At 73.6% G+C, this 21602-nt stretch carries 13 protein-coding genes; 10 read left to right on the forward strand and 3 right to left on the reverse strand.

What is annotated here, in order from left to right; translation table 11 throughout:
• Nucleotides 1-36: 36 nt before the first annotated feature.
• The 3 genes from ACFY0I_RS00615 to ACFY0I_RS00625 all read left to right on the forward strand — a co-directional run bounded on the left by ACFY0I_RS00615 (nucleotide 37) and on the right by ACFY0I_RS00625 (nucleotide 3629).
• Complete coding sequence (locus tag ACFY0I_RS00615) at nucleotides 37-666, forward strand: sigma-70 family RNA polymerase sigma factor (protein WP_362881873.1); 630 nt, start codon at nucleotides 37-39, stop codon at nucleotides 664-666.
• Between the two features lie 173 nt (nucleotides 667-839).
• On the forward strand, nucleotides 840-2348 hold the full coding sequence (guaB, locus tag ACFY0I_RS00620; RefSeq protein WP_388888158.1) for an IMP dehydrogenase: 1509 nt from the start codon (nucleotides 840-842) through the stop codon (nucleotides 2346-2348).
• Nucleotides 2349-2504: 156 nt separating this feature from the next.
• Complete coding sequence (locus ACFY0I_RS00625) at nucleotides 2505-3629, forward strand: GuaB3 family IMP dehydrogenase-related protein (RefSeq protein WP_388888161.1); 1125 nt, start codon at nucleotides 2505-2507, stop codon at nucleotides 3627-3629.
• On the opposite strand, the gene ACFY0I_RS00630 is transcribed toward ACFY0I_RS00625, so the two are convergent.
• From ACFY0I_RS00630 to ACFY0I_RS00640, 3 genes are all read right to left on the reverse strand, one after another.
• The gene (locus ACFY0I_RS00630; RefSeq protein WP_388888164.1) at nucleotides 3598-3891 is read right to left on the reverse strand and encodes a hypothetical protein; all 294 of its coding nucleotides are present in this window, start codon (nucleotides 3889-3891) and stop codon (nucleotides 3598-3600) included. The genes ACFY0I_RS00625 and ACFY0I_RS00630 overlap by 32 nt on opposite strands.
• An 80-nt stretch (nucleotides 3892-3971) precedes the next feature.
• Nucleotides 3972-4469 carry a hypothetical protein gene (locus tag ACFY0I_RS00635; RefSeq protein ID WP_388888167.1) on the reverse strand — a complete coding sequence of 166 codons (498 nt, stop codon included), beginning with the start codon at nucleotides 4467-4469 and terminating at the stop codon, nucleotides 3972-3974.
• Nucleotides 4470-4662: 193 nt separating this feature from the next.
• Nucleotides 4663-5892, reverse strand: coding sequence for a nucleotide sugar dehydrogenase (locus tag ACFY0I_RS00640; protein ID WP_388888169.1), 1230 nt, complete (start codon nucleotides 5890-5892; stop codon nucleotides 4663-4665).
• A gap of 266 nt (nucleotides 5893-6158) precedes the next feature.
• On the opposite strand from ACFY0I_RS00640, the gene ACFY0I_RS00645 reads away from it, so the two are divergent.
• The 7 genes from ACFY0I_RS00645 to ACFY0I_RS00675 all read left to right on the forward strand — a co-directional run bounded on the left by ACFY0I_RS00645 (nucleotide 6159) and on the right by ACFY0I_RS00675 (nucleotide 21314).
• The gene (locus tag ACFY0I_RS00645) at nucleotides 6159-7865 is read left to right on the forward strand and encodes a glycerol-3-phosphate dehydrogenase/oxidase (protein ID WP_388888171.1); all 1707 of its coding nucleotides are present in this window, start codon (nucleotides 6159-6161) and stop codon (nucleotides 7863-7865) included.
• Nucleotides 7866-8521: 656 nt separating this feature from the next.
• Nucleotides 8522-11128, forward strand: a complete 2607-nt coding sequence (locus ACFY0I_RS00650) for a serine/threonine-protein kinase (protein WP_388888173.1) — start codon at nucleotides 8522-8524, stop codon at nucleotides 11126-11128.
• Between the two features lie 92 nt (nucleotides 11129-11220).
• Complete coding sequence (locus ACFY0I_RS00655) at nucleotides 11221-13905, forward strand: serine/threonine protein kinase (protein ID WP_388888175.1); 2685 nt, start codon at nucleotides 11221-11223, stop codon at nucleotides 13903-13905.
• A gap of 125 nt (nucleotides 13906-14030) precedes the next feature.
• The gene (locus ACFY0I_RS00660; RefSeq protein ID WP_388888177.1) at nucleotides 14031-15665 is read left to right on the forward strand and encodes a serine/threonine-protein kinase; all 1635 of its coding nucleotides are present in this window, start codon (nucleotides 14031-14033) and stop codon (nucleotides 15663-15665) included.
• Nucleotides 15666-15769: 104 nt separating this feature from the next.
• Nucleotides 15770-17401, forward strand: a complete 1632-nt coding sequence (locus ACFY0I_RS00665; RefSeq protein WP_388888184.1) for a succinic semialdehyde dehydrogenase — start codon at nucleotides 15770-15772, stop codon at nucleotides 17399-17401.
• 150 nt (nucleotides 17402-17551) lie between these two features.
• Entirely contained in the window at nucleotides 17552-19381 is a 1830-nt protein-coding gene (locus ACFY0I_RS00670; RefSeq protein ID WP_388889267.1) for an FAD-dependent oxidoreductase, read from the forward strand.
• 166 nt (nucleotides 19382-19547) lie between these two features.
• The gene (locus ACFY0I_RS00675; protein ID WP_388888186.1) at nucleotides 19548-21314 is read left to right on the forward strand and encodes a hypothetical protein; all 1767 of its coding nucleotides are present in this window, start codon (nucleotides 19548-19550) and stop codon (nucleotides 21312-21314) included.
• Nucleotides 21315-21602 lie beyond the last annotated feature (288 nt).

Here is a 21602-nt window from a genome sequence, read left to right on the forward strand (position 1 = left end):
GCCGCGAATCCTCCGACGCCAAGGCACCATGGATTGATGCGCGACGACGAGGCCCTGGGGTCACCCGCGGCCACCGGCCCGAACGGCGCCGCCAAGAGCGGCGGTACCGGGGCCGTCAGCGCGCTCGTGCGGCGGGCCGTCGACGGTGACGAACAGGCCACGCACGACCTGCTGGCCTTCGTGCACCCCCTCGCCATCCGCTACTGCCGCACCCGCCTGTCGAGGCTCCCGGGTGACGCTCGTCACTTCGTGGAGGACCTGGCGCAGGAGGTGTGCGTCGCGGTGCTGATGGCGCTTCCCCGGTACCGGGACACCGGTCGCCCCTTCGAGGCGTTCGTGTTCGCGATCGCCGCGCACAAGGTCGCCGACCTCCAGCGGGCCGCGATGCGTCACCCCGGCAGTACGGCCGTGCCCTCGGACGAGATGCCGGAGCGGCCGGACGACTCGCTCGGGCCCGAGGAGCGCGCCCTGCTCAGCAGTGACGCCGCCTGGGCGAAGAAGCTGCTCGCCAACCTGCCCGAGAACCAGCGCGAGCTGCTCGTCCTGCGGGTCGCCGTCGGGCTGACGGCCGAGGAGACCGGGCAGATGCTCGGGATGTCACCGGGTGCGGTGCGCGTCGCGCAACACCGCGCGCTCAGCAGGCTCAGGGCGCTCGCCGAGCAGTGAGTCCGTTCGGCGGGACGAGCGGGTCCGGCCCGTCGGCTTCGAGTGGCTCGATCTCGTCGATTTCATCGTAGGAAACGACGAAACTTCTGCTTGGTCTTGGTCGTGGAATGAGACGCTGCGGGATCCCGTTAGCATGGACATCCGCGCTGGGCAAGACCATTTGGGAAGGTGTCATGACTGACAGCGGTTCGACTGGAGTACCCGACAAATTCGCCACGCTCGGACTGACCTACGACGACGTGCTGCTGCTGCCGGGCGCGTCGGACATGTCGCCTGACGCGATCGACACCTCTTCCCTGATCTCGCGGAACGTCCGGGTGAACGTCCCGCTGCTGTCGGCCGCCATGGACAAGGTCACCGAGGCCCGCATGGCCATCGCGATGGCCCGCCAGGGTGGCGTCGGCGTCCTGCACCGCAACCTGTCGATCGCCGATCAGGCGAACCAGGTCGACCTGGTCAAGCGCTCCGAGTCCGGCATGGTCACCGACCCGATCACCGTGCACCCGGACGCCACGCTGCGCGAGGCCGACGAACTCTGCGCCAAGTTCCGGATCTCCGGCGTCCCGGTCACCGACCCGGCGGGCAAGCTGCTGGGCATCGTCACCAACCGCGACATGGCCTTCGAGTCGGACCGCAGCCGTCAGGTGCGCGAGGTCATGACCCCGATGCCGCTGGTCACCGGCAAGGTCGGCATCTCCGGCGTCGACGCCATGGAGCTGCTGCGCCGCCACAAGATCGAGAAGCTTCCGCTGGTCGACGACGCGGGCACCCTCAAGGGCCTCATCACGGTCAAGGACTTCGTCAAGGCCGAGAAGTACCCGAACGCCGCCAAGGACAAGGACGGCCGCCTGCTGGTCGGCGCGGCCGTCGGCGTCGCGGGCGACGCGTACGAGCGGGCCCAGGCGCTGATCGAGGCGGGCGCCGACTTCATCGTCGTCGACACCGCGCACGGTCACTCGCGTCTCGTCGGCGACATGGTCTCCAAGATCAAGTCGAACTCCTCGGTGGACGTCATCGGCGGCAACATCGCCACCCGTGACGGCGCCCAGGCCCTGATCGACGCCGGCTGCGACGGCATCAAGGTCGGCGTCGGCCCCGGCTCCATCTGCACCACCCGCGTCGTCGCCGGCATCGGCGTCCCGCAGGTCACCGCGATCTACGAGGCCTCGCTGGCCGCCAAGGCCGCGGGCGTCCCCGTCATCGGTGACGGCGGCCTGCAGTACTCCGGCGACATCGCCAAGGCGCTCGTCGCGGGCGCCGACACGGTGATGCTCGGCTCGCTCCTCGCGGGCTGCGAGGAGTCCCCGGGCGAGCTGCTGTTCATCAACGGCAAGCAGTTCAAGTCCTACCGCGGCATGGGCTCGCTCGGCGCGATGCAGTCCCGAGGCGACCGCAAGTCCTTCTCCAAGGACCGCTACTTCCAGGAAGGGGTCGGCGGCGACGACAAGCTGATCCCCGAGGGCATCGAGGGCCAGGTCCCCTATCGCGGCCCGCTGTCCGCGGTCGTGCACCAGCTCGTCGGCGGTCTGCGCCAGTCGATGTTCTACGTCGGCGGGCGCACCGTTCCCGAGCTCCAGGACCGGGGCCGGTTCGTCCGGATCACCTCGGCGGGCCTCAAGGAGAGCCACCCGCACGACATCCAGATGACGGTCGAAGCGCCGAACTACAGCCGCAAGGGCTGAATCGCGTGAGGTGAGGGGCGGACCCGGCGGAGCGCCGGGTCCGCCCCTTCGCCGTGCCCGGGCAGGCCGCGTACGTCCGTACAGCGGTCACCGAAACGCAGTCCCGCGCCCGTCGGGGATACTGGACGGGCAGACCCACAGGAAAGGCCACCACACGTGACTGAGATCGAGATCGGGCGCGGCAAGCGCGGCCGCAGGGCGTACGCGTTCGACGACATCGCCATCGTCCCGAGCCGGCGTACCCGGGACCCGAAGGAGGTCTCGATCGCCTGGCAGATCGACGCGTACCGCTTCGAGCTCCCGTTCCTGGCCGCCCCCATGGACTCGGTCGTCTCCCCGCAGACCGCGATCCGCATCGGCGAGCTCGGCGGCCTCGGCGTGCTGAACCTCGAAGGACTGTGGACCCGCCACGAGGACCCGCAGCCGCTGCTCGACGAGATCGCCGGGCTGGACGAGGAGACGGCCACCCGCCGCCTCCAGGAGATCTACTCCGCTCCGATCCAGGCCGACCTGATCCGGCAGCGCATCAAGGAGGTGCGCGACTCGGGCGTCGTCACCGCCGCCGCGCTGTCCCCGCAGCGCACCGCCGAGTTCTCCAAGGCCGTCGTCGACGCGGGCGTGGACATCTTCGTGATCCGCGGGACCACGGTCTCCGCCGAGCACGTGTCGGGCGCCGCCGAGCCGCTGAACCTGAAGCAGTTCATCTACGAGCTCGACGTCCCGGTCATCGTGGGCGGCTGCGCCACCTACACCGCGGCCCTGCACCTGATGCGCACCGGCGCGGCGGGCGTCCTGGTCGGCTTCGGCGGCGGCGCCGCGCACACCACGCGCAACGTGCTCGGCATCCAGGTCCCGATGGCGACCGCCGTCGCGGACGTGGCCGCGGCCCGCCGCGACTACATGGACGAGTCCGGCGGCCGTTACGTGCACGTCATCGCCGACGGCGGCGTGGGCTGGTCCGGCGACATCCCGAAGGCCGTCGCCTGCGGCGCCGACGCCGTGATGATGGGCTCCCCGCTGGCCCGTGCCACCGACGCGCCCGGCAAGGGCCACCACTGGGGCATGGAGGCCGTCCACGAGGACGTGCCGCGCGGCAAGAAGGTCGACCTCGGTACGGTCGGCACCACCGAGGAGATCCTCACCGGCCCGTCGCACTCCCCGGACGGCTCGATGAACATCTTCGGCGCGCTGCGTCGCTCGATGGCCACCACCGGCTACAGCGAGCTCAAGGAGTTCCAGCGGGTCGAGGTCACCGTCGCCGACTCGCAGCACCGCCGCTGACCCCACGGGTCGCACGCGTACCGGAGGGCCGGCACCCCGAGCGGGGTGCCGGCCCTCCGGCGTGCGCGGGTCGGCCCAGGCCGTTGTGGCGGCGGCGCAGGCAGACGCCCCAGGGGATCAGGAAGACCGCGGAGACGATCCAGAGGGCGGCGACGACCAGCCAGTGCCTGGGGTCGTCGGTCCCGTCGGAGAGCAGGGCGAGGGTGACGATGGCGGACAGGCCGCCCAGGACCAGCGCCGGGATGCCGAGCAGCCACATCACCGCGGTGAGCCGGCAGCCGTTTCGGTGGCTGTCCTGATCCCGTAGTGCCTGCTCAGCGCGGTGAGGGACCGGTGGGTGGGTCAGCCGCCGGCCTTCTTGGCCGCTCCGAAGGCCACGGCGGCGCCGATCACCAGGAAGGCGTGGTCCGTCACCTCGGCAGATTTCTGCCGGATGCCGGCCAGGCCGCCGAGGCCTTGGTCGCCGATGACCTCGATCAGGCCGGCCGCGTTGACGTCGGCGATGACGAGCGCGATGAAGAGCAGCTGGCCCAGGTACAGGGCGCCGAGCGTGAGGACCGCGGCGGCGGCGGGCATCAGTGACCCGCGCCGGCCGGCCTTGCCCGCGGCGAGGCCGACGAGCAGGCCGACGGCGACGGCCGCCCAGCTCGCCTGGCGGTCGATGGAGTAGCCGATGGCGCTGTAGGCGCCGGCTCCGAAGAGGGCCGCGGCGAAGGCGGCGGCGAGGCCGAGGCCGGGGCCGCGCGGTACGACGACCGCCGGGAACGGCGTGGCGGCGGTCGAGGCGGTCGGTGCGGTGGCGCGGGATGCTGACATGGTCGTCTGGTAGCTCTGGGTCATTTCGGAAATCCCCCCCCCAGGGATTCGTACGCGCGTGGGTCCTTCGGTCATAAGCGCGTGATAAGCGACGCCGCAGGCTAACAGGGAGCACTGACATCGCACGGGGGTATTTCACTCGCCTGACCGTGTCGGGGCGGGACGTGACCGGATGGGGATCGGGCCGTGATCCGAACGGATCGGCGGAATGCCCGGTTCAGAGTCGGTGGGCCGCCCCCGCCGGGCTGGCGCCGCGGGTGTCCAGGAGCAGCTGGGCCTTCACGGCGAGGCCCTGGAGGTCGTAGGTGCGGTGGTGCTGGAGCAGGATCGTCAGGTCGGCGTCGGCGGCCGCCTCGTAGAGCGACTCCGCGCGGGGCACGGGCCGGTCCCGGACCCGCCAGCCGGTGATGTACGGGTCGTGGTAGCTGATCAGGGCCCCGAGGTCGATGAGCCGGCTGGCGATCTCGCGCGCCGGGGAGCCCTCCTGGTCGGCGAGGTCCTGCTTGTACGTGACCCCGAGGAGCAGGACGCGGGCGCCGCGGGCGGACTTGCCGTGCTCGTTCAGCAGGGTGGCCGAGCGCTGGATGACGTACTGCGGCATCCGGTTGTTGATCTCCTGCGCCAGGCCGACCATGCGCAGGGGGTGACCGGGGGTGCGGGTGGTGTGGGGGAGGTAATTGGGGTCGAGGGGGACGCCGTGGCCGCCGACGCCGGGGCCGGGGCGGAAGGCCTGGAAGCCGTAGGGCTTCGTCTCGGCGCAGCGGATGACGTCCCACAGGTCGACGCCGAGGTCGTGGCACAGGACCGCCATCTCGTTCATGAGGGCGATGTTGACGTGCCGGTAATTGGTCTCCAACAGCTGCACGGTCTCGGCCTCGCGCAGACCGCGGGCGCGGACGACCTTCTCGGTGAGGCGGGCGTAGAAGGCGTGCGCGGACTCGGTGCAGGCGGGGGTGAGGCCGCCGATGACCTTGGGAGTGTTGGTGATGCCGTGCGTGCGGTTGCCCGGGTCCAGGCGGCTCGGGGAGTAGGCCAGGTGGAAGTCGCGCCCGGCGCGCAGTCCGGAGCCCTCTTCGAGGATCGGCCGCAGGTATTCGTCCGTGACGCCGGGGTGGGCGGCGGATTCCAGGATCACGGTGGTGTGCGGGCGCAGTCGGGCGGCCAGCGTACGGCCCGCCTCGCCGACCGCCGAGAGATCGAGCGCACGATCGGCGCCGAGCTGGGTAGGGGCACAGATGACGGCCGTACGGACCCGGCCGAGCTCGACCGGATTGGTGGTGATGCGGAAGCCGGCCGCCGACATGCGGCGGATCTCGGCGGCGGTGAGGGTGCTGTCCGTGGCCGGACCGCTGTCGTAGCCGACGGTCTCGATTCCGGCGGCGACGGCCGCCTGGGCGAGGGGGAGGCCGAGGTGGCCGAGTCCGATGACGGCGAGATCTGCGGGCATGGGGGGCCGTCCCTTCCCTTTCCCTGACGTGAGGGGGCGGTGCTTCCTCGTCCGGTCGACAACGGAGGTCCGGAGCCCGACAGGAGCTGGCGCTATGTCAGACTAGGCGTATATATGACAGAAATGTCGCATTCTGGGGTGGCGGTTGCCGTGTGTTGTCCACAGGCGGTGGCTGATGTGGGAACGGACGGTCACAATCGTGAACGGGGGACGTGGGCGGACCGCCCGCGCCGAGCGGGTACGGCCCGCACCAACGGGAGGCAGCCGTGAGGACAGCGACACTGGGACCGGCACAGCGGGCCGAAGCGCTCGCCCGGATGGCCGAACGGGAACTGGACGTCCTGGTCGTGGGCGCGGGCGTGGTCGGCGCCGGCACCGCGCTGGACGCCGTGACCAGGGGCCTGTCCACCGGTCTGGTGGAGGCGAGGGACTGGGCCTCCGGCACGTCGAGCAGGTCGAGCAAGCTCATCCACGGCGGACTGCGCTACCTGGAGATGCTCGACTTCGCCCTCGTCCGGGAAGCCCTGAAGGAACGCGGCCTGCTGCTGGAGCGGCTCGCCCCGCACCTGGTCAAGCCGGTGCCGTTCCTCTACCCGCTCCAGCACAAGGGCTGGGAGCGCTTCTACGCGGGCTCGGGCGTCGCCCTCTACGACGCCATGTCCATCTCCAGCGGGCACGGCCGCGGCCTGCCCACGCACCGCCACCTGTCCCGCACGCGGGCGCTGCGCATCGCCCCCGCCCTGCGCAAGGACGCCCTGGTCGGAGCCCTGCAGTACTACGACGCCCAGATGGACGACGCGCGCTACGTCGCCACGCTGGTGCGGACGGCCTCCGCGTACGGGGCGCACTGCGCCAACCGGGCGCGGGTGGTCGGGTTCCTGCGCGAGGGCGAACGGGTCGTCGGCGCGCGGGTACGGGACGTGGAGGGCGGCGCCGAGTACGAGATCCGCGCCAAGCAGGTCGTCAACGCCACCGGGGTGTGGACGGACGACACCCAGGCGCTGATCGGTGAGCGCGGACAGTTCCACGTCCGGGCCTCGAAGGGCATCCATCTGGTCGTCCCGAAGGACCGGATCCATTCGAGCACCGGGCTGATCCTGCGGACCGAGAAGTCGGTGCTGTTCGTGATCCCGTGGGGCCGCCACTGGATCGTGGGCACCACGGACACGGACTGGGACCTCGACAAGGCGCATCCGGCCGCCTCCAGCGCCGACATCGACTACCTGCTGGAGCACGTCAACTCGGTCCTGGCCGTGCCCCTGACGCGCGACGACGTCCAGGGCGTCTACGCGGGCCTGCGACCGCTGCTGGCCGGGGAGTCGGACGCGACGAGCAAGCTCTCGCGCGAGCACACGGTGGCGCATCCGGTGCCCGGGCTCGTGGTGGTCGCGGGCGGCAAGTACACGACGTACCGGGTCATGGCGAAGGACGCTGTCGACGAGGCGGTGCACGGGCTGGACCAACGGGTCGCGGACTGCGTCACGGAGGACGTGCCGCTCGTGGGGGCCGAGGGGTACCGGGCCCTGTGGAACGCCCGCGCCCGCACGGCCGCCCGGACGGGGCTTCACGTGGTGCGGGTCGAGCACCTGTTGAACCGGTACGGCTCGCTGACGGAGGAACTGCTCGACCTCATCGCGAAGGATCCCGGACTCGGCGAGCCGGTGTCCGGGGCGGACGACTACCTGCGGGCGGAGGTCGTCTACGCGGCCTCGCACGAGGGGGCGCGGCACCTGGACGACGTCCTGACGCGGCGGACCCGGATCTCCATCGAGACCTTCGACCGGGGGACCCGGTCCGCGCGGGAGTGCGCGGAATTGATGGCTCCGGTGCTGGGGTGGGACAAGCAGCAGATCGAGAAGGAAGTGGAGCACTACGAGAAGCGGGTGCAGGCGGAACGGGAGTCGCAGCGTCAGCCCGACGACCAGACGGCGGACGCGGCGCGGCTGGGAGCGCCCGACATCGTTCCGTTGTAACTCCGCGATGCGGAAGGCGGAACCGCGGACCCGGGGCGCCCGTCCGTTGCGGAGTGAGCAACAATGAGGTTTCTGCCGGGGCGGGTTATCGTGCCCCCCGGCGGCTGCCGGGGCAGCCGGGGCAGGCTGCACGAACGCAGAGGGGACGCATGTCGAAGCCGGAGCACACCGAGTCGCCTGCCGGGGCGCCTGCGGCGAAGCGGGATGGCGCGGACGAGGCTGCGTCTTCGGCGGTGCCGTCCACGAGCGCGCCCGCCGCGCAGGACGCGAAGCCCGAGGCCGCGAGGACGGTGCCCGCGCCGAGGTCCCGATCCGGATCGGGAGCCGGGGGTCGGAAACCGGCCACGCCGGGGGCGACGAAGCCGAAGCCGTCGCGGAAGCCGAAGCCGGCCGAGCCGGCCGTTGCGGGGCCCGAGGTCGGGGCCGAGGACGTGGAGCCGACTGCCGCCAAGACCGGTGTCGGGGACGGGAAGCCGGGAGCGGCTGCGGTCGGTGGCGGTGCCGGTGGGGCGAAGCCCGGTGGCGCCGAGGTCGACCCTGCGGCGGCAAACCCAGGTACGGCCGGGGCGGCTGCGACGGACGCGGAGCCGGGTACGGGCGGGGCGCCCGTGGCTGGATCCGGCGGGTCCATACCCCCGACGAAGACGCCGACTCCGGTGGATGTCACCCCGGTTGTCGAGGTGCCGGACGAGTCCGCCGCTCCTGCTGTCGAGCCCGCTGACGCGGCGTCGGTCGATGCCGGTGCCGCGAAGCCGGGTGTCGCCACGGGCGCGGCGGAGCCGGCGGATGCCCGGCCGGCCGACGCCGACGCCGACGCCAAAACCACGAAGCCGAACTTCGCCAAGCCCGCCGCCCGGCCGGCCGACGTCACCTCGACCGAGGCCGATTCGGAGTCCGCGACGTCGAGCCCGGCCGAGTCCGGGCCCGCTGACGACGCGCCGGCTGCGGCCCCGCCCGCGGACGCCGAGCCCACGGACGCCGAGCCCACGGCGGCGGCAGGGGCGGCGAAGCCGAAGCTTGCCAAGAGCGCGGCGGAGCCCGCCGCCGCGAAGCCGAGTTCCGCGGAGCCCGTCGCCGAGCTCGCGGACGCGAAGCCCGCCGGGGCGGCGAAGCCGAGTGCGTCGCGGCCCGCTGACGACGCGCCGGCTGCGGCCAAGGCCAAGGCCGAGGCCGAGGCCGTGGACGTGAAGTCCGGCGCGAAGCCCCTGGACGACGCGGTGCGGCGGCCGACCGGGTCGGTGCGGACCACCGCCTTCCCGCCGGCGCCCGGCCAGAGCACCGGCCAGGGCACCGGCAAGGACCAGGGTCGCCTGCTCGCCGGCCGCTACCGGCTGGGCTCCGTGCTCGGCAAGGGCGGCATGGGCACCGTGTGGCGTGCCGAGGACGAGGTCCTCGGCAGGACCGTCGCCGTCAAGGAACTCCGCTTCGGCAGCGGCGTCGACGAGGACGAGAAGCGCCGCCTCATCACGCGCACCCTGCGCGAGGCCAAGGCGATCGCCCGCATCCGCAGCGCGGGCGCCGTCACCGTCTTCGACGTGGTCGACGAGGACGCCCGCCCCTGGATCGTCATGGAGCTCGTCGAGGGCTCCTCGCTCGCCGAGTTCGTCCGGGAGAACGGCCCGCTCACCCCGCGCCGCGCCGCCGAGGTCGGCCTCGCGGTGCTCGACGTACTGAGCGCCGCGCACCGGCAGGGGATCCTGCACCGTGACGTCAAGCCGTCCAACGTGCTCATCGCCGGCACCGGTCGGGTCGTCCTGACCGACTTCGGCATCGCGCAGGTCGAGGGCGACCCGTCCATCACCTCCACCGGCATGCTCGTCGGCGCCCCCTCGTACATCTCGCCGGAGCGCGCCCGTGGCCAGAAGCCGGGCCCGCCCGCCGACATGTGGTCGCTCGGCGGCCTGTTGTACGCGGCGGTCGAGGGCGTGCCCCCGTACGACAAGGGTTCCGCGCTCGCCACCCTCACCGCGGTGATGACCGAGGCGGTCGACCCGCCGAAGAATGCCGGTCCTGCGCTGACCGAGGTCATCTACGGACTGCTGGTGAAGGACCCGGCCCTGCGCCTCGGCGAGGAGCAGGCCCGCACGATGCTGGCCTCGGTGCTCAACGCACCCGAGCCCGAGCCGGCGCCGCTGCCGGTGCCGGCCGTGGAGGAGACGCGCCGGATCTCCCTGGCCATGGCGGACGCGGCATCCGACAAGGCGGCGGAGAAGGCGGCCGAGAAGGCCGCGGAGAAGGCCGCCAAGAAGGAACGCGACCGGCGTGAGCGCGAACAGCGCGAACGGACGCGCGCCGCGCTGAAGTCGACGCGCAAGGCCGCCGCCGCCGAGGCGGCGGCGACCGCGGCAGCGGCGACCGCGGCCAAGGCCCCGAACCGGCCCGCTCCGGTGTCGGCGTCCCTCACCGACGTGATGTCGCGCCGCACGATCGTGCTCGCGATAACCGGCGTCGTCGTGGTCCTCGCCGTGATCGGCTCGCTGATCGCGTACGCGCTCCGAGGTGACGACGAGGGCGACGGCAAGAACCAGGGCAAGGGCGAGGGCGGCCCGGGTCCGGTGTCCTCCGGAACCCCGACCCCCGGCGCTTCGGCCGGGGCGGGCGCGGGCGGCACCGCCCCGAGTCCGAACCAGAGCACTCCCGGACAGGGGGGCCAGGCCGACGCCACCCCCGGCGGCGGCGCGAGCGCGGATCCCGGTCAGGGTCAGGGCCAGAACCAAGGCCAAAGCCAGGGCCAGGGGCAAGGTCAGAACCAAGGTCAGGGTCAGGGCCAGGGGCAGGGCACCGGCCCGGGCGGCCCCGGCGGGCTGCCCGCCGGATACGCCATGGTGTCGGAACCCCGGTTCCGGTTCTCGATGGCGATGCCCGAGGGCTTCCACCAGACGGCCACCGCCGGGAAGAACTCCGGCGGCATATACACCCGCGACGGCGGCTTCCCGCGGATCCAGGTGGACTTCGGCGACAAGCCGAGCGACGACGCCCGCCTCGCGTGGGCCCAGCTCGCCCCCGCCGTGGCCGGCAGCAGCACGGGCTACCGCCTCCTGCGCCTGGACAAGGTGGACTACCGCGGCTACCCGACCGTCGCCGACTGGGAGTTCGAGCGCGAGCAGCAGGGCGTCAAGGTCAGGGTCCTCAACCGCGGCTTCAAGGTGGACGCGAAGCACGGCTACGCCATCATGATCAGCTGCGCCGTGGACCAGTGGGACGGCGCCGAATGCACACAGATGCGCAACACGGCGTTCGAGACCTTCCAGGTGCTCGGCTGACGAGCCTCGCCAGGCCCGGGACGCGGGCGGCATGAGCGTCGTATCGTGTCGAGGGGGGCCATGGGGGGCCCGACGCACTCGGGGGAGTCGATGTGGAGGACTACGCGGGCCGGATCCTGGCCGACCGCTACCGTCTGCCGCTGCCGCCGTCCGACGAGTACGAGCTGACGGAGACCAGGGCCTTCGACACCCGTAGCGGACAGGAAGTACTGGTCCGGCAGGTGCCGTTGCCGGAGGTCGTGGACGCCGAGCTGCTCGACGGCTCGTCCGGTCCGCAGGCCGCGCAGGGGCAACGCACGGGGGAACTACCCGCGGTGCGGCGGGCCATCGCCGCCGCGCAGGCGGCGGCGTCCGTACCCGACCACGCGCGACTGGACCAGGTCTTCGACGTGTTCGCGGAGGGCGGCTCGCTGTGGATCGTGAGCGAGCTCGTCCCCGCGAGGCCGCTGGCCGCGTTGATCGCCGAGGAACCGCTGAGCCCCTACAGGGCGGCGGAGGTGGCCTCCGACGTGCTGACCGCGCTGCGGGTGCTGCACGCGCACGGCTGGACGCATCGGAACATCACCGTCCGGACGGTGTTGATATGCGATGACGGCCGAGTCGTCCTGACCGGGCTGGCGGCGGGCGCCGCCGAGGAGGCCCTGTGCGGGTACGACCCGGTGCCGCGGCCGGACTTCGAGGACCCCGCCGACACCGACTCCGGATGGGGCCCGCCGGCCGGCCCCGGCCCCGGGTACGACAGCCCCGGGTACGAGGGCCCCGGCTACGGGGTGCCTTCGCCGGAGCCGCTCGGTGCCGGTTTCGGGGCCGAGGCGTGGGAGCCGTCGGAGCGGCGTGCCCAGGGGCCCGCGTACGCGCCGGAGCCGCCGGCGCCCGGTCCGGCGTACGCGCCGCTCGTCGCTCCCGGGTACGACACCGGGCCGCGGTACTCCGACCACATCACCCCGCAGCGGGCGCTGCCCCCGCAGGACGACGCCGCCGACCTCCAGGCGACCGCCCGCGCCGGCACCATCGCCGCCTACCGGGCCGGGGCGCGGGCCGCCGCCGCGAAGGTGGCGGAGGAGCGCGGGGCGGTGGCCGGGGCCGAGCCGCCGCCGGGCCTCCTGCCGCCGGTGCGGCCGACGGGGGCCAACCTGCCGCAGGGCTACGCCTACCCGTACGGCGGCCCGGACGGCCCCGCCGCCACGCCCTGGCACGGCGCCACCCGGCGCGGCCGGCCGGAGGCCGCGCAGCCGACGGAGCCGCCGCGGCAGGAGCTCCCGGAGCCGTCGTACGAGGAGCTGCCCGAGCCGCCCCACGAGGAGCGTGCCGAGCCGGAGCCCGAGGGTCCGCTCGGCGATCCGGCCCGGCCCGCGCTCCCCGCCCGACTGGCGCTGCCCCAGGGCTACCGGCAGGCGGAGACCCCGGGCAGGCCCCCGACGCCGACCCCGGCGCACCCGGGCGGCGCCGGCCGGGACACGGCCGGCGGCCACCGTCCCGGCACCGGGCTCCAGGTCCCGACGCCCGTCCCGACGCCGGTACCGACGCCCGCCGCCCCGGCGCGCGGCGGCTGGGACGCGCCCGGTGGGCGCGGTGGGGGTCCGCGCACCGGGTTGGACGCCGAGCGGGCCCGGCAGACGCGGATGGCCGTCGTCGGGGCCGTCACCGAGCGGTGGGCGCCCGAACAGGCCGGCCCCGTGCACGGCCACTGGCAGCTCGCCGCGCCCGTCGGCCCGGCCACCGATTTGTGGGCGCTCGGCGCGCTGCTCTACCGGGCCGTGCAGGGCCACGCCCCGTACCCGGAGGACAACGCGGCCGAACTCGTCGAGATGGTGTGCGCGGAGGCCCCCGCCTTCGCCGAGGAGTGCGGCCCGCTGCGCCCCGTCGTGGAGTCGCTGCTGCGCCAGGACCCCACCGAGCGGCCCGACTTCGAGGAGCTGCGCGGCTGGCTGCGGTCCCTCGTGCGTTCCGCGCCGGAGCCCGACGGCGACCTCGGCATGCTCCTGACGCCGGAAGCCGACCCCGCCCGGCTGCCGCTTCCGCGCCGGCGCGCCGAACTGCACGGGCGGCACCGCAATCCGGCCGCCCCGCGCAAGCCGCGCGCCCTGGGCAGGACCCTGCTCGTCGGGGTCCTGGCCGTCCTCGCGGGGGCGGTGGCGTACGCGATGCTGTTCATGCCCCGGTCGGGGGACCCGGAGGCCGGGGGGCGGCAGCCGACGGCGGCGCAGAGCCCGAAGCCCTCCGCCTCCGCCCCGACCGGGAGCGGTCCCGCGCGGCCCGAGCCGAGCCGTACCCCCTCCGGGAACCCCGAGTCCAAGCCCGCCCCGCAGACGGACGCGCCCGCGCCGCAGGGCTTCACCGTCCAGCAGGACCCCGCGCACTTCTCGATCGCTGTCCCCGACGGCTGGGAGCGGCAGACGATCAACGAGGCCGGTCAGGTGCGCTACGTACAGGGCCAGTTCACCCTGATCGTGGTCCCGGGCCGGGATCAGGTGGAGGGCGGCAATCCGGATCCGGTGGGCTACCAGAAGGACAAGGAGCCGGAACTGGCCCCGTACCGCAACTCCACCTGGGCGTCCGGCGGCGACGTGAAGTCCACCAAGGTGGGCCAGCAGCTGCGGGTCACCGGCCGGTACACCTGGATCGACGCGGCGGGCCGGTCCCTGTTCGCCCGGAACTTCGTCGTGGCGCTCGGGGGCAAGTACCACATCGTCATGGTCACGGGTCCGGAGGACAACCAGGACAAGGTCACCGACGTCTTCGAGAAGGCCACGGCGAGTTACCGGTCCGGGGGTTGACAAGGGACTGACGGCCTGTCAATACGGCAATTGCGTCACAGTGCTGTCCTACCGCCCCCGCGCGGTTTCGGCTCTGGCCGCAGGCTCCGTAATCTGGCCCGAAGTGCACAGAGCGGCGGGGTTTCGTGGAACAGCAGACAGGCGCGGGTGCGGTGCTCGCGGGCCGGTACCGGCTCGTGGAGCCCATCGGCAGTGGCGGCATGGGCAAGGTGTGGCGTGCGCACGACGAGCTGCTGCACCGGACCGTGGCCGTCAAGGAACTGACGGCGGGTCTGTACGTGGCGCAAGCGGACCGTGAGGTCCTGCACGCCCGTACCCAGAAGGAGGCCCGGGCGGCGGCCCGGATCCAGCATCCGGCGGTCGTCACCGTGCACGACGTACTGGAACACGACGACCGGCCGTGGATCGTCATGGAGTACATCGACGGCCCCTCCCTCGCCGAGGCGGCGAAGGCGGCGGGCCGCATCGAGCCCATGGAGGCCGCCCGGATCGGGCTGCACGTGCTGGGCGCGCTGCGCGCCGCGCACGCGGTCGGCGTGCTGCACCGGGACGTGAAGCCCGGCAACGTGCTGCTCGCGAAGGACGGTCGGGTGCTGCTGACCGACTTCGGCATCGCGGCGATCGAGGGCGACTCCTCCATCACCCGTACCGGGGAGCTCGTCGGCTCCATCGACTACCTGGCCCCGGAGCGGGTCACCGGCGGGGCCCCCGACCCGGCCTCCGACCTGTGGTCCCTCGGCGCGACGCTGTACACGGCCGTCGAGGCCCTCTCGCCGTTCCGTCGGACCTCGCCCATCTCCAGCCTCCAGGCCGTCGTCAACGACGAACCGCCCGCCCTGCGCCAGTCCGGCGCGCTGGGACCGGTCATCACCGCCCTGCTGCGCAAGGACCCCGCCGAGCGGCCGTCGGCGGCCGAGGCCGAGCAGATGCTGCTGGAGGCGATGGAGGGCCGGGAGCCCAGGGCCGCGCACGCGTACGTGCCCACCCGGGCGGTGACCGTCGCCGAACGCGAGTCCCAGGAGCAGGCGCCCCCGCCGCCGCCGGAGCCGGTCCCCGCCGCCCCGGCCGCGACCACCGCCGTCCCCGTGTCCCCGACGGGCCCCGCCGGACCCGCCCCCGGGCGGCTCAAGCGGGCCGCCGCCGTGGCCGTGGTGGCGGCGCTGCTGGGCGGCGGCGGCGTGTTCGGCGTACTGACCTGGCTGGACGGGTCCGACGACGGGACCGCGGGCAAGAGCGGGTCGACGCCCTCGGCCGGTGCGCCCGATGTCGCCGCGTCCGGTGACGACGCCGCGACCAGGGCGGTGCCGGCGGGCTGGAAGCGGGTCAAGGACGAGGAGGGGTTCACGCTCTTCGTCCCGGAGGGCTGGCAGCGCCTGATGAACGGCAACCAGATCGACTACACCCCCGACAACGGTCGGCACGTCCTGCGGATCGCCATCGACACCACCCCGGACTACCCGAACCCGTACATGCACGTCCTCGACATGGAACGACAGGTCAAGGAGCGCATGGACTACAAGCGCGAGATCCTGCGCCAGAACAGCTTCCGGGACACGGCCCTGGGAGCCCAGTGGGAGTTCAGCTGGACGGAGAAGGTGCAGTTCCCCGGACCGCGCCGGGCCATCGAGCAGATGTACGTCACGCCCGATGGCGTCGAGTACGCGATCTACATGGCCGGGCCGGTGAGCGACTGGACGAAGACGCGGCAACAGTTCGACGTCGTGCTCAGCGGGTGGCAGGCCGCGCCCAGGAAGGGCTGATCGCGCCGCACCGCACCCAATGCGCCAGCGATTACTGGCAGACTTGGCAAAATCCGGTTACCCACGGGTACCCAAAGGCCGCCCGGCGGAATACGCTCACCGCCATGACGGACTCGCAGGCCCCCGCCGCCCCCCTCCGCAGCGCACCGCAGCCCACCAACCCGGTCGCCCCGGCCCCGGCAGGCGTGCGTACGGCCGCCGACGTGGTGACCCCCGACCTGGTCGCCCGGCTGACCCGCGGAGTCATCGGCTCCGGCCGGACCGCCAACCACACCCCCTTCACCGGGGACAAGCTGGCGGACCTGCCCGAAGCCACCCCCGAGGACGTGGCCGAGGCCTTCGACAGGGCCCGCGCCGCCCAGGGCGCCTGGGCCGCCGTGCCCGTACGCCGGCGTGCCGCCGTGCTGCTGCGCTTCCACGACCTGGTCCTGGAGCGGCAGGCGGAGGTGCTCGACCTCATCCAGCTGGAGACGGGCAAGGCCCGTCTGCACGCCCACGAGGAGGTGCAGGCCGTCGTGGTCGCCGCCCGGCACTACGGCCGCAAGGCGCCCTCCTACCTGCGGCCCAAGGGGCACACCGGCGCGATGCCGACCCTCACCAAGGTGACCGAGCTGCGCCAGCCGCGCGGGGTCGTCGGCCAGATCGCCCCCTGGAACTACCCCCTCGAACTCTCCGTCGGCGACGCCCTGCCCGCCTTCGTCTCCGGCAACGCCGTCGTCATGAAGCCCGACACCGAGACCGCCCTCACCGCACTGTGGGCCCGTGACCTGCTGATCGAGGCCGGACTGCCCGCCGAGGTCTTCCAGGTCGTCCTCGGCGAGGGCCCGGTCGTCGGCCCCGAGGTCGTCCGCCACGCCGACTACGTCTCCTTCACCGGCTCCACCCGCACCGGCCGCGAGGTCGCGCAGGGCGCCGCCGCCCGCCTCGTCGGCGTCAGCCTGGAACTCGGCGGCAAGAACGCCATGCTCGTCCTCGCCGACGCGGACGTGGAGAAGGCCGCCGCGGGCGCCGTACGGGCCTGCTTCTCCTCCGCCGGCCAGCTGTGCATCTCCATCGAGCGGCTCTACGTCCACGCCTCGATCGCCGACGAGTTCGTCGAGCGCTTCGCGGCCCGCACCCGGGCCATGCGCCTGGGCAGCGCCCTCGCCTACGGGGCGGACATGGGCTCGCTGGTCGGCGAACGGCAACTGGAGACCGTGCGGCGGCACGTGGACGAGGCCGTCGCCAAGGGAGCCACCCTCGTCGCGGGCGGCGTCGCCCGCCCCGACCTCGGCCCGCTCTTCTACGAACCCACCATCCTCGACGGGGTCGAGGCCCCGATGGCGGTCTGCGCCGAGGAGACCTTCGGCCCGGTCGTGTCCGTCTACCGCTTCACCGACGAGGACGAGGCCGTCGCGAGCGCCAACGCCACCAGCTACGGCCTCAACGCCAGCGTCTGGACCAAGGACGCCCGCCGCGGCCACTCCGTCGCGGCCCGCCTGCGCACCGGCACCGTCAACATCAACGACGGCTACGCCCCGGCCTACGGCAGCGCCCAGGCGCCCATGGGCGGCATGAAGGACTCCGGCCTCGGCCGCCGGCACGGCTCCGAGGGCATCCTCAAGTACACGGAGGCGCAGACGGTGGCCCACCAGCGGCTGCTGCCCATGGCCCCGTCGATGGGCATGGACGACGAGCAGTACGCGCGGTTCATGACCCGCAGCCTCAAGGTCCTGAAGGCACTGCGGTTCCGCTAGGCGGTCCCGTCCGGATCCTGCTTGACCGGCACGGTCCGGAAGGGACGGCCCCGTCCCGTCCGGATCCTGCCCGACCCGCGCGACCGATTGGGAGGCACGGCAGTGTCGTACGAGAACGACGGCGGCAACGGAAGCGGCCGACAGGACCACGTGGACGGCCGGGGCGACGCGGACGGCGTCGACGGCTACGACTACGACGTCCTCGTCATCGGGTCGGGCTTCGGCGGGGCCGTCTCCGCGCTGCGGCTCACCGAGAAGGGCTACCGGGTCGGCGTGCTGGAGGCCGGGCGGCGCTTCACCCGCGAGAGCCTGCCCCGCAACAGCTGGGACCTGCGCAACTACCTGTGGGCGCCCGCCCTCGGACTGTTCGGGATCCAGCGCATCCACCTGCTCGGCAACGTGATGGTGCTCGCGGGCGCCGGCGTGGGCGGCGGCTCGCTCAACTACGCCAACACCCTCTACGTGCCGCCCGCGGCCTTCTTCGAGGACCGGCAGTGGGCGGCCATCACCGACTGGCGCGCGGAGCTGGCCCCGTACTACGACCAGGCCAAGCGGATGCTCGGCGTGCGGCTCAACCCGACGCTGACGCCCTCCGACGTCCACCTCAAGGCGGCCGCCGAGAAGATGGGCGTCGGGGACTCCTTCCACATGGCCCCGGTCGGCGTCTTCTTCGGCGACGGCGAGGACGCCGGGGGAGCGGACGGAGCCGGGGACGAGCGCCGTCTCCTGCCCGGACAAGAGGCGGCGGACCCGTACTTCGGCGGGGCCGGCCCTTCCCGCCGGGCCTGCACCGAGTGCGGCGAGTGCATGACCGGTTGCCGGCACGGCGCGAAGAACACCCTGAACGAGAACTACCTGCACCTCGCCGAACGCGCCGGCGCCGTCATCCACCCCATGACCACCGTCACCGCGCTCTCCGAGCACCCCGACGGCGGCCACCGCGTCCGCACGGTCCCCACCGACCACCGCCGCAAGGGCCGGGCCAAGGTGCTCCGGTCCCGGTACGTGGTCGTCGCGGCGGGCACGTACGGCACCCAGACCCTGCTGCACGCCATGAAGGACCGGGGCGAGCTGCCCCACCTCTCGGACCGGCTCGGCGAGCTGACCCGGACCAATTCCGAAGGCCTGGTCGGCGCGCAGACCGACGACCGCCGCTACCGCGGCCGACACGGCGGTGTCGGACGGGTGGACTTCACGCGGGGCGTCGCGATCACCTCGTCCGTCCACCCCGACGCCGACACCCACATCGAGCCCGTCCGCTACGGCAAGGGCTCCAACGCCATGGGGTTCATGACCATCCTCCAGGTGCCCTACGGCGCGCACCGGGTGCGGTCCTGGCTCGCCCGCACCGCCAAGCACCCCGTACAGCTGCTGCGCGCGCTGTCCAACCGGCGCTGGTCGGAGCGGACGATCATCGGCCTGGTCATGCAGTCGGTGGACAACTCCCTGACGACGTACCGCAAGCCCGGCGGCATCGGCAAGGGCCTGCTCACCGCGCGGCAGGGCCACGGCGCCCCCAACCCCGTGCAGATCGAGGCGGCGACGCGGGCCGCGACGCTGCTGGCCGAGGAGATCAACGGCTTCGCGGGGAGCAACATCGGCGAACTGATGGGGACCCCGCTGACCGCGCACTTCCTCGGCGGCTGTCCCATCGGCGCCTCGCCGCGGGAGGGCGTGGTCGACCCGTACCACCGGCTCCACGGGCACCCGGGCATCTCCGTCGTCGACGGTTCGGCGGTCTCCGCGAACCTCGGGGTCAACCCGTCGCTGACGATCACGGCGCAGGCCGAGCGGGCGATGTCGTACTGGCCCAACAAGGGCGAGGCGGACCGGCGGCCCGCGCAGGGGGAGGCGTACGTACGGCTGGCGGCGGTGGAGCCGAACCGGCCGGCGGTCCCGAAGGAGGCCTTCGGGGCGCTGAGGCTGCCGTTCCTGGCGGTCCCGGACGTGCCCCGCAGGCAATCGGAACCGGAGCAATGACGACGGTGAGCACCGCGCTCCCCCTCCGAGCGCGGTACTCACCGCAGTACATGAGTGACAGGCGGTCGCCGGAGAAGGTTGTACCGGAATCCGGTTCCCGGAGCTGTGGTGTCGGTCACACGGCGAAGTGCGCAACTGTGCGGGCCGTCCGGCGGTCAAGTGGTGCATGAGACAGCGCATCGCCCTGCTGGCCGTCTGCGGCCTGTTCGCCGCAGGGCCGGCCGTCCCCTCCGCACACGCCGCGCAGCCGCTGCTCCCGCTGGTCGGACCGGCCGCGCTGACCCTCCCGGCGCGTCCCGCCACGGATGCCGCGCAGCCGACGCCGCTGACCTTCCGCCTGGACCTGCCGGCTGCGGGGGAGGGCCTGGGGACGGACGCGATCGACGCGACGGACGCGACGGACGCGACGGACATGACGGACGCGACGGCCGGGGCCCGGGATGCGGACGCCGCGACGGGCGCCACCGGCTTCCGCGGCGGTGACGTCACCTTCACCGTCGACCTGAGCGGCGTCGCGGGCGTGGCGATCGTCCGGGAGGGCGGGGCGGCGCCGGTGGCGAGGTGCGCGGCCGACGGAGCCCGCCTCGTCTGCGTCGAGCGGGCGGCCCGCCCGGGCACGAGCCTCGTGCTCGACCTGGACGTCACCGCCGAGCAGGGCGCCGGCGCCGGCGCGAGCGGCACCCTCACGGTCACCGCCCGGGCGGCCGGCGTCGCCGTCGCGGCGGCCGTCACCCGGGTCACGGTCGGCGGTCCGGACCTGGTGGTGGAGGAGATGCGGCTCAAGCGGGACCCGAAGCCGGGCGAGAGCCAGCCGCTGCCGCTCGCCTTCGCGAACCGCGGCACCGGCCCGGCGAGCGGCGTGGTCCTGGAACTCACCGCCACCCGCGGCCTGGAACTGACCCGGCGCTACGACAACTGCGCCTACCGCACCGGCCCGACCTCGACCACGGCCCTGTGCACCGTCGACGGCGACTTCGCCGCAGGCGAGGTCTACGAGATCGCCGGCGACAGCCCCCTCGACCTCAGGGCCGCCCCGTACGCCCGCACCGAACTGCTCGGCTACGGCGTCACCCCCGCCGGCCCGGATCGCACCGGGCGCTCGGACGCGGACCGGCCCGCGCACGGCGGGCACGCCACCGGCCGGACGCTCACCCTCGTCAGGCGGGCGGCGCCGGTCGCGCCGGGGGCGCTCGCCCCGCCCGGTCGGGCCTCGCGCGGCGCGACCCCGGCGGCCCGCGCCGACCGGCGCGAGTTCGCTTTCGCCGTGGAGAACGCGGCGGACCTCGCGGTCGAGCCCCTGTCCGTCAGGGGCGCCGCCGGGAGCCGGGTCAGGGCCGCGGTGGTGCTGCGCAACCACGGGCCGGCCTGGGTGTTCGACCCCCGGCCCGGCGCCGCCGCGGCCGTCGTCGACGTACGGGTGCCGCCGGGCCTGAGGGTGACCCGGGTCCCGGCCGGCTGCCGGGTCGTCCCCGGTCGCGGGCCGGCCCGGCTGCTGTGCGCGACGGGACCGTCCGTGAGGGAGTCCGAGCGCGTCGAGTTCGTCCTCGAACTGAGGGTCGAGCAGGTGGTGCCGAACGCCCAGGGCGCCGTCGTCGCGGGCGGACCCGGCCCGCGGGGCGAGCCCCGACGGCCCGTCCTCGACCCGTACCCGGCCAACAACGCCGCGCTCTTCCTGGCCAACGCGACGGGCACCGCGGTCGGTCCGGGCCCCGGCGCCCCGGTCGCGATCCCCGATCCGTGGGTCTCGCAGGACCCGACGGACGACCCCGGCGCGAGGGCGAGGACGACCGCCGCCGGGGGACTCGGTGACGAGGGACCCCTGGCCCCCACCGGCAGCATCGCGGGCCTGCTCGGGTTCGGCGGGGCCGCGCTGGTCGCGGCGGGCGGCGCGCTGTGCGTGGTCTTCCAACGCCGCCGCGCGGGGCGCGGCTGACGCCGGCGACGGGACGACGGGGTTCGGGGAACGCGACGGCGGACACGAGAACAGTCGGCCCGGGGAACGCGAGGGCGGACACGAGAACGGCCGGCCCGGGGCGTCCCCCGAACCGGCCGTCCTCCACGGGGTGACCGGGCTGCTGTCCCCTGCCGTCCGGTCACGCGAAGGAGCGAGGTCCCACGACGCGCGCCGTCGGGCGTCACGTCTCATCGCTCCCGCGGAGTCACGCGTGGTGGTGCGGACCCGTGCCTGGCCGGCACGGACATCGACACCAACGAAGCGCCG

The sequence above is a fragment of the Streptomyces sp. NPDC001568 genome, assembly GCF_042893755.1.
In the GTDB taxonomy this organism is placed as follows: domain Bacteria; phylum Actinomycetota; class Actinomycetes; order Streptomycetales; family Streptomycetaceae; genus Streptomyces.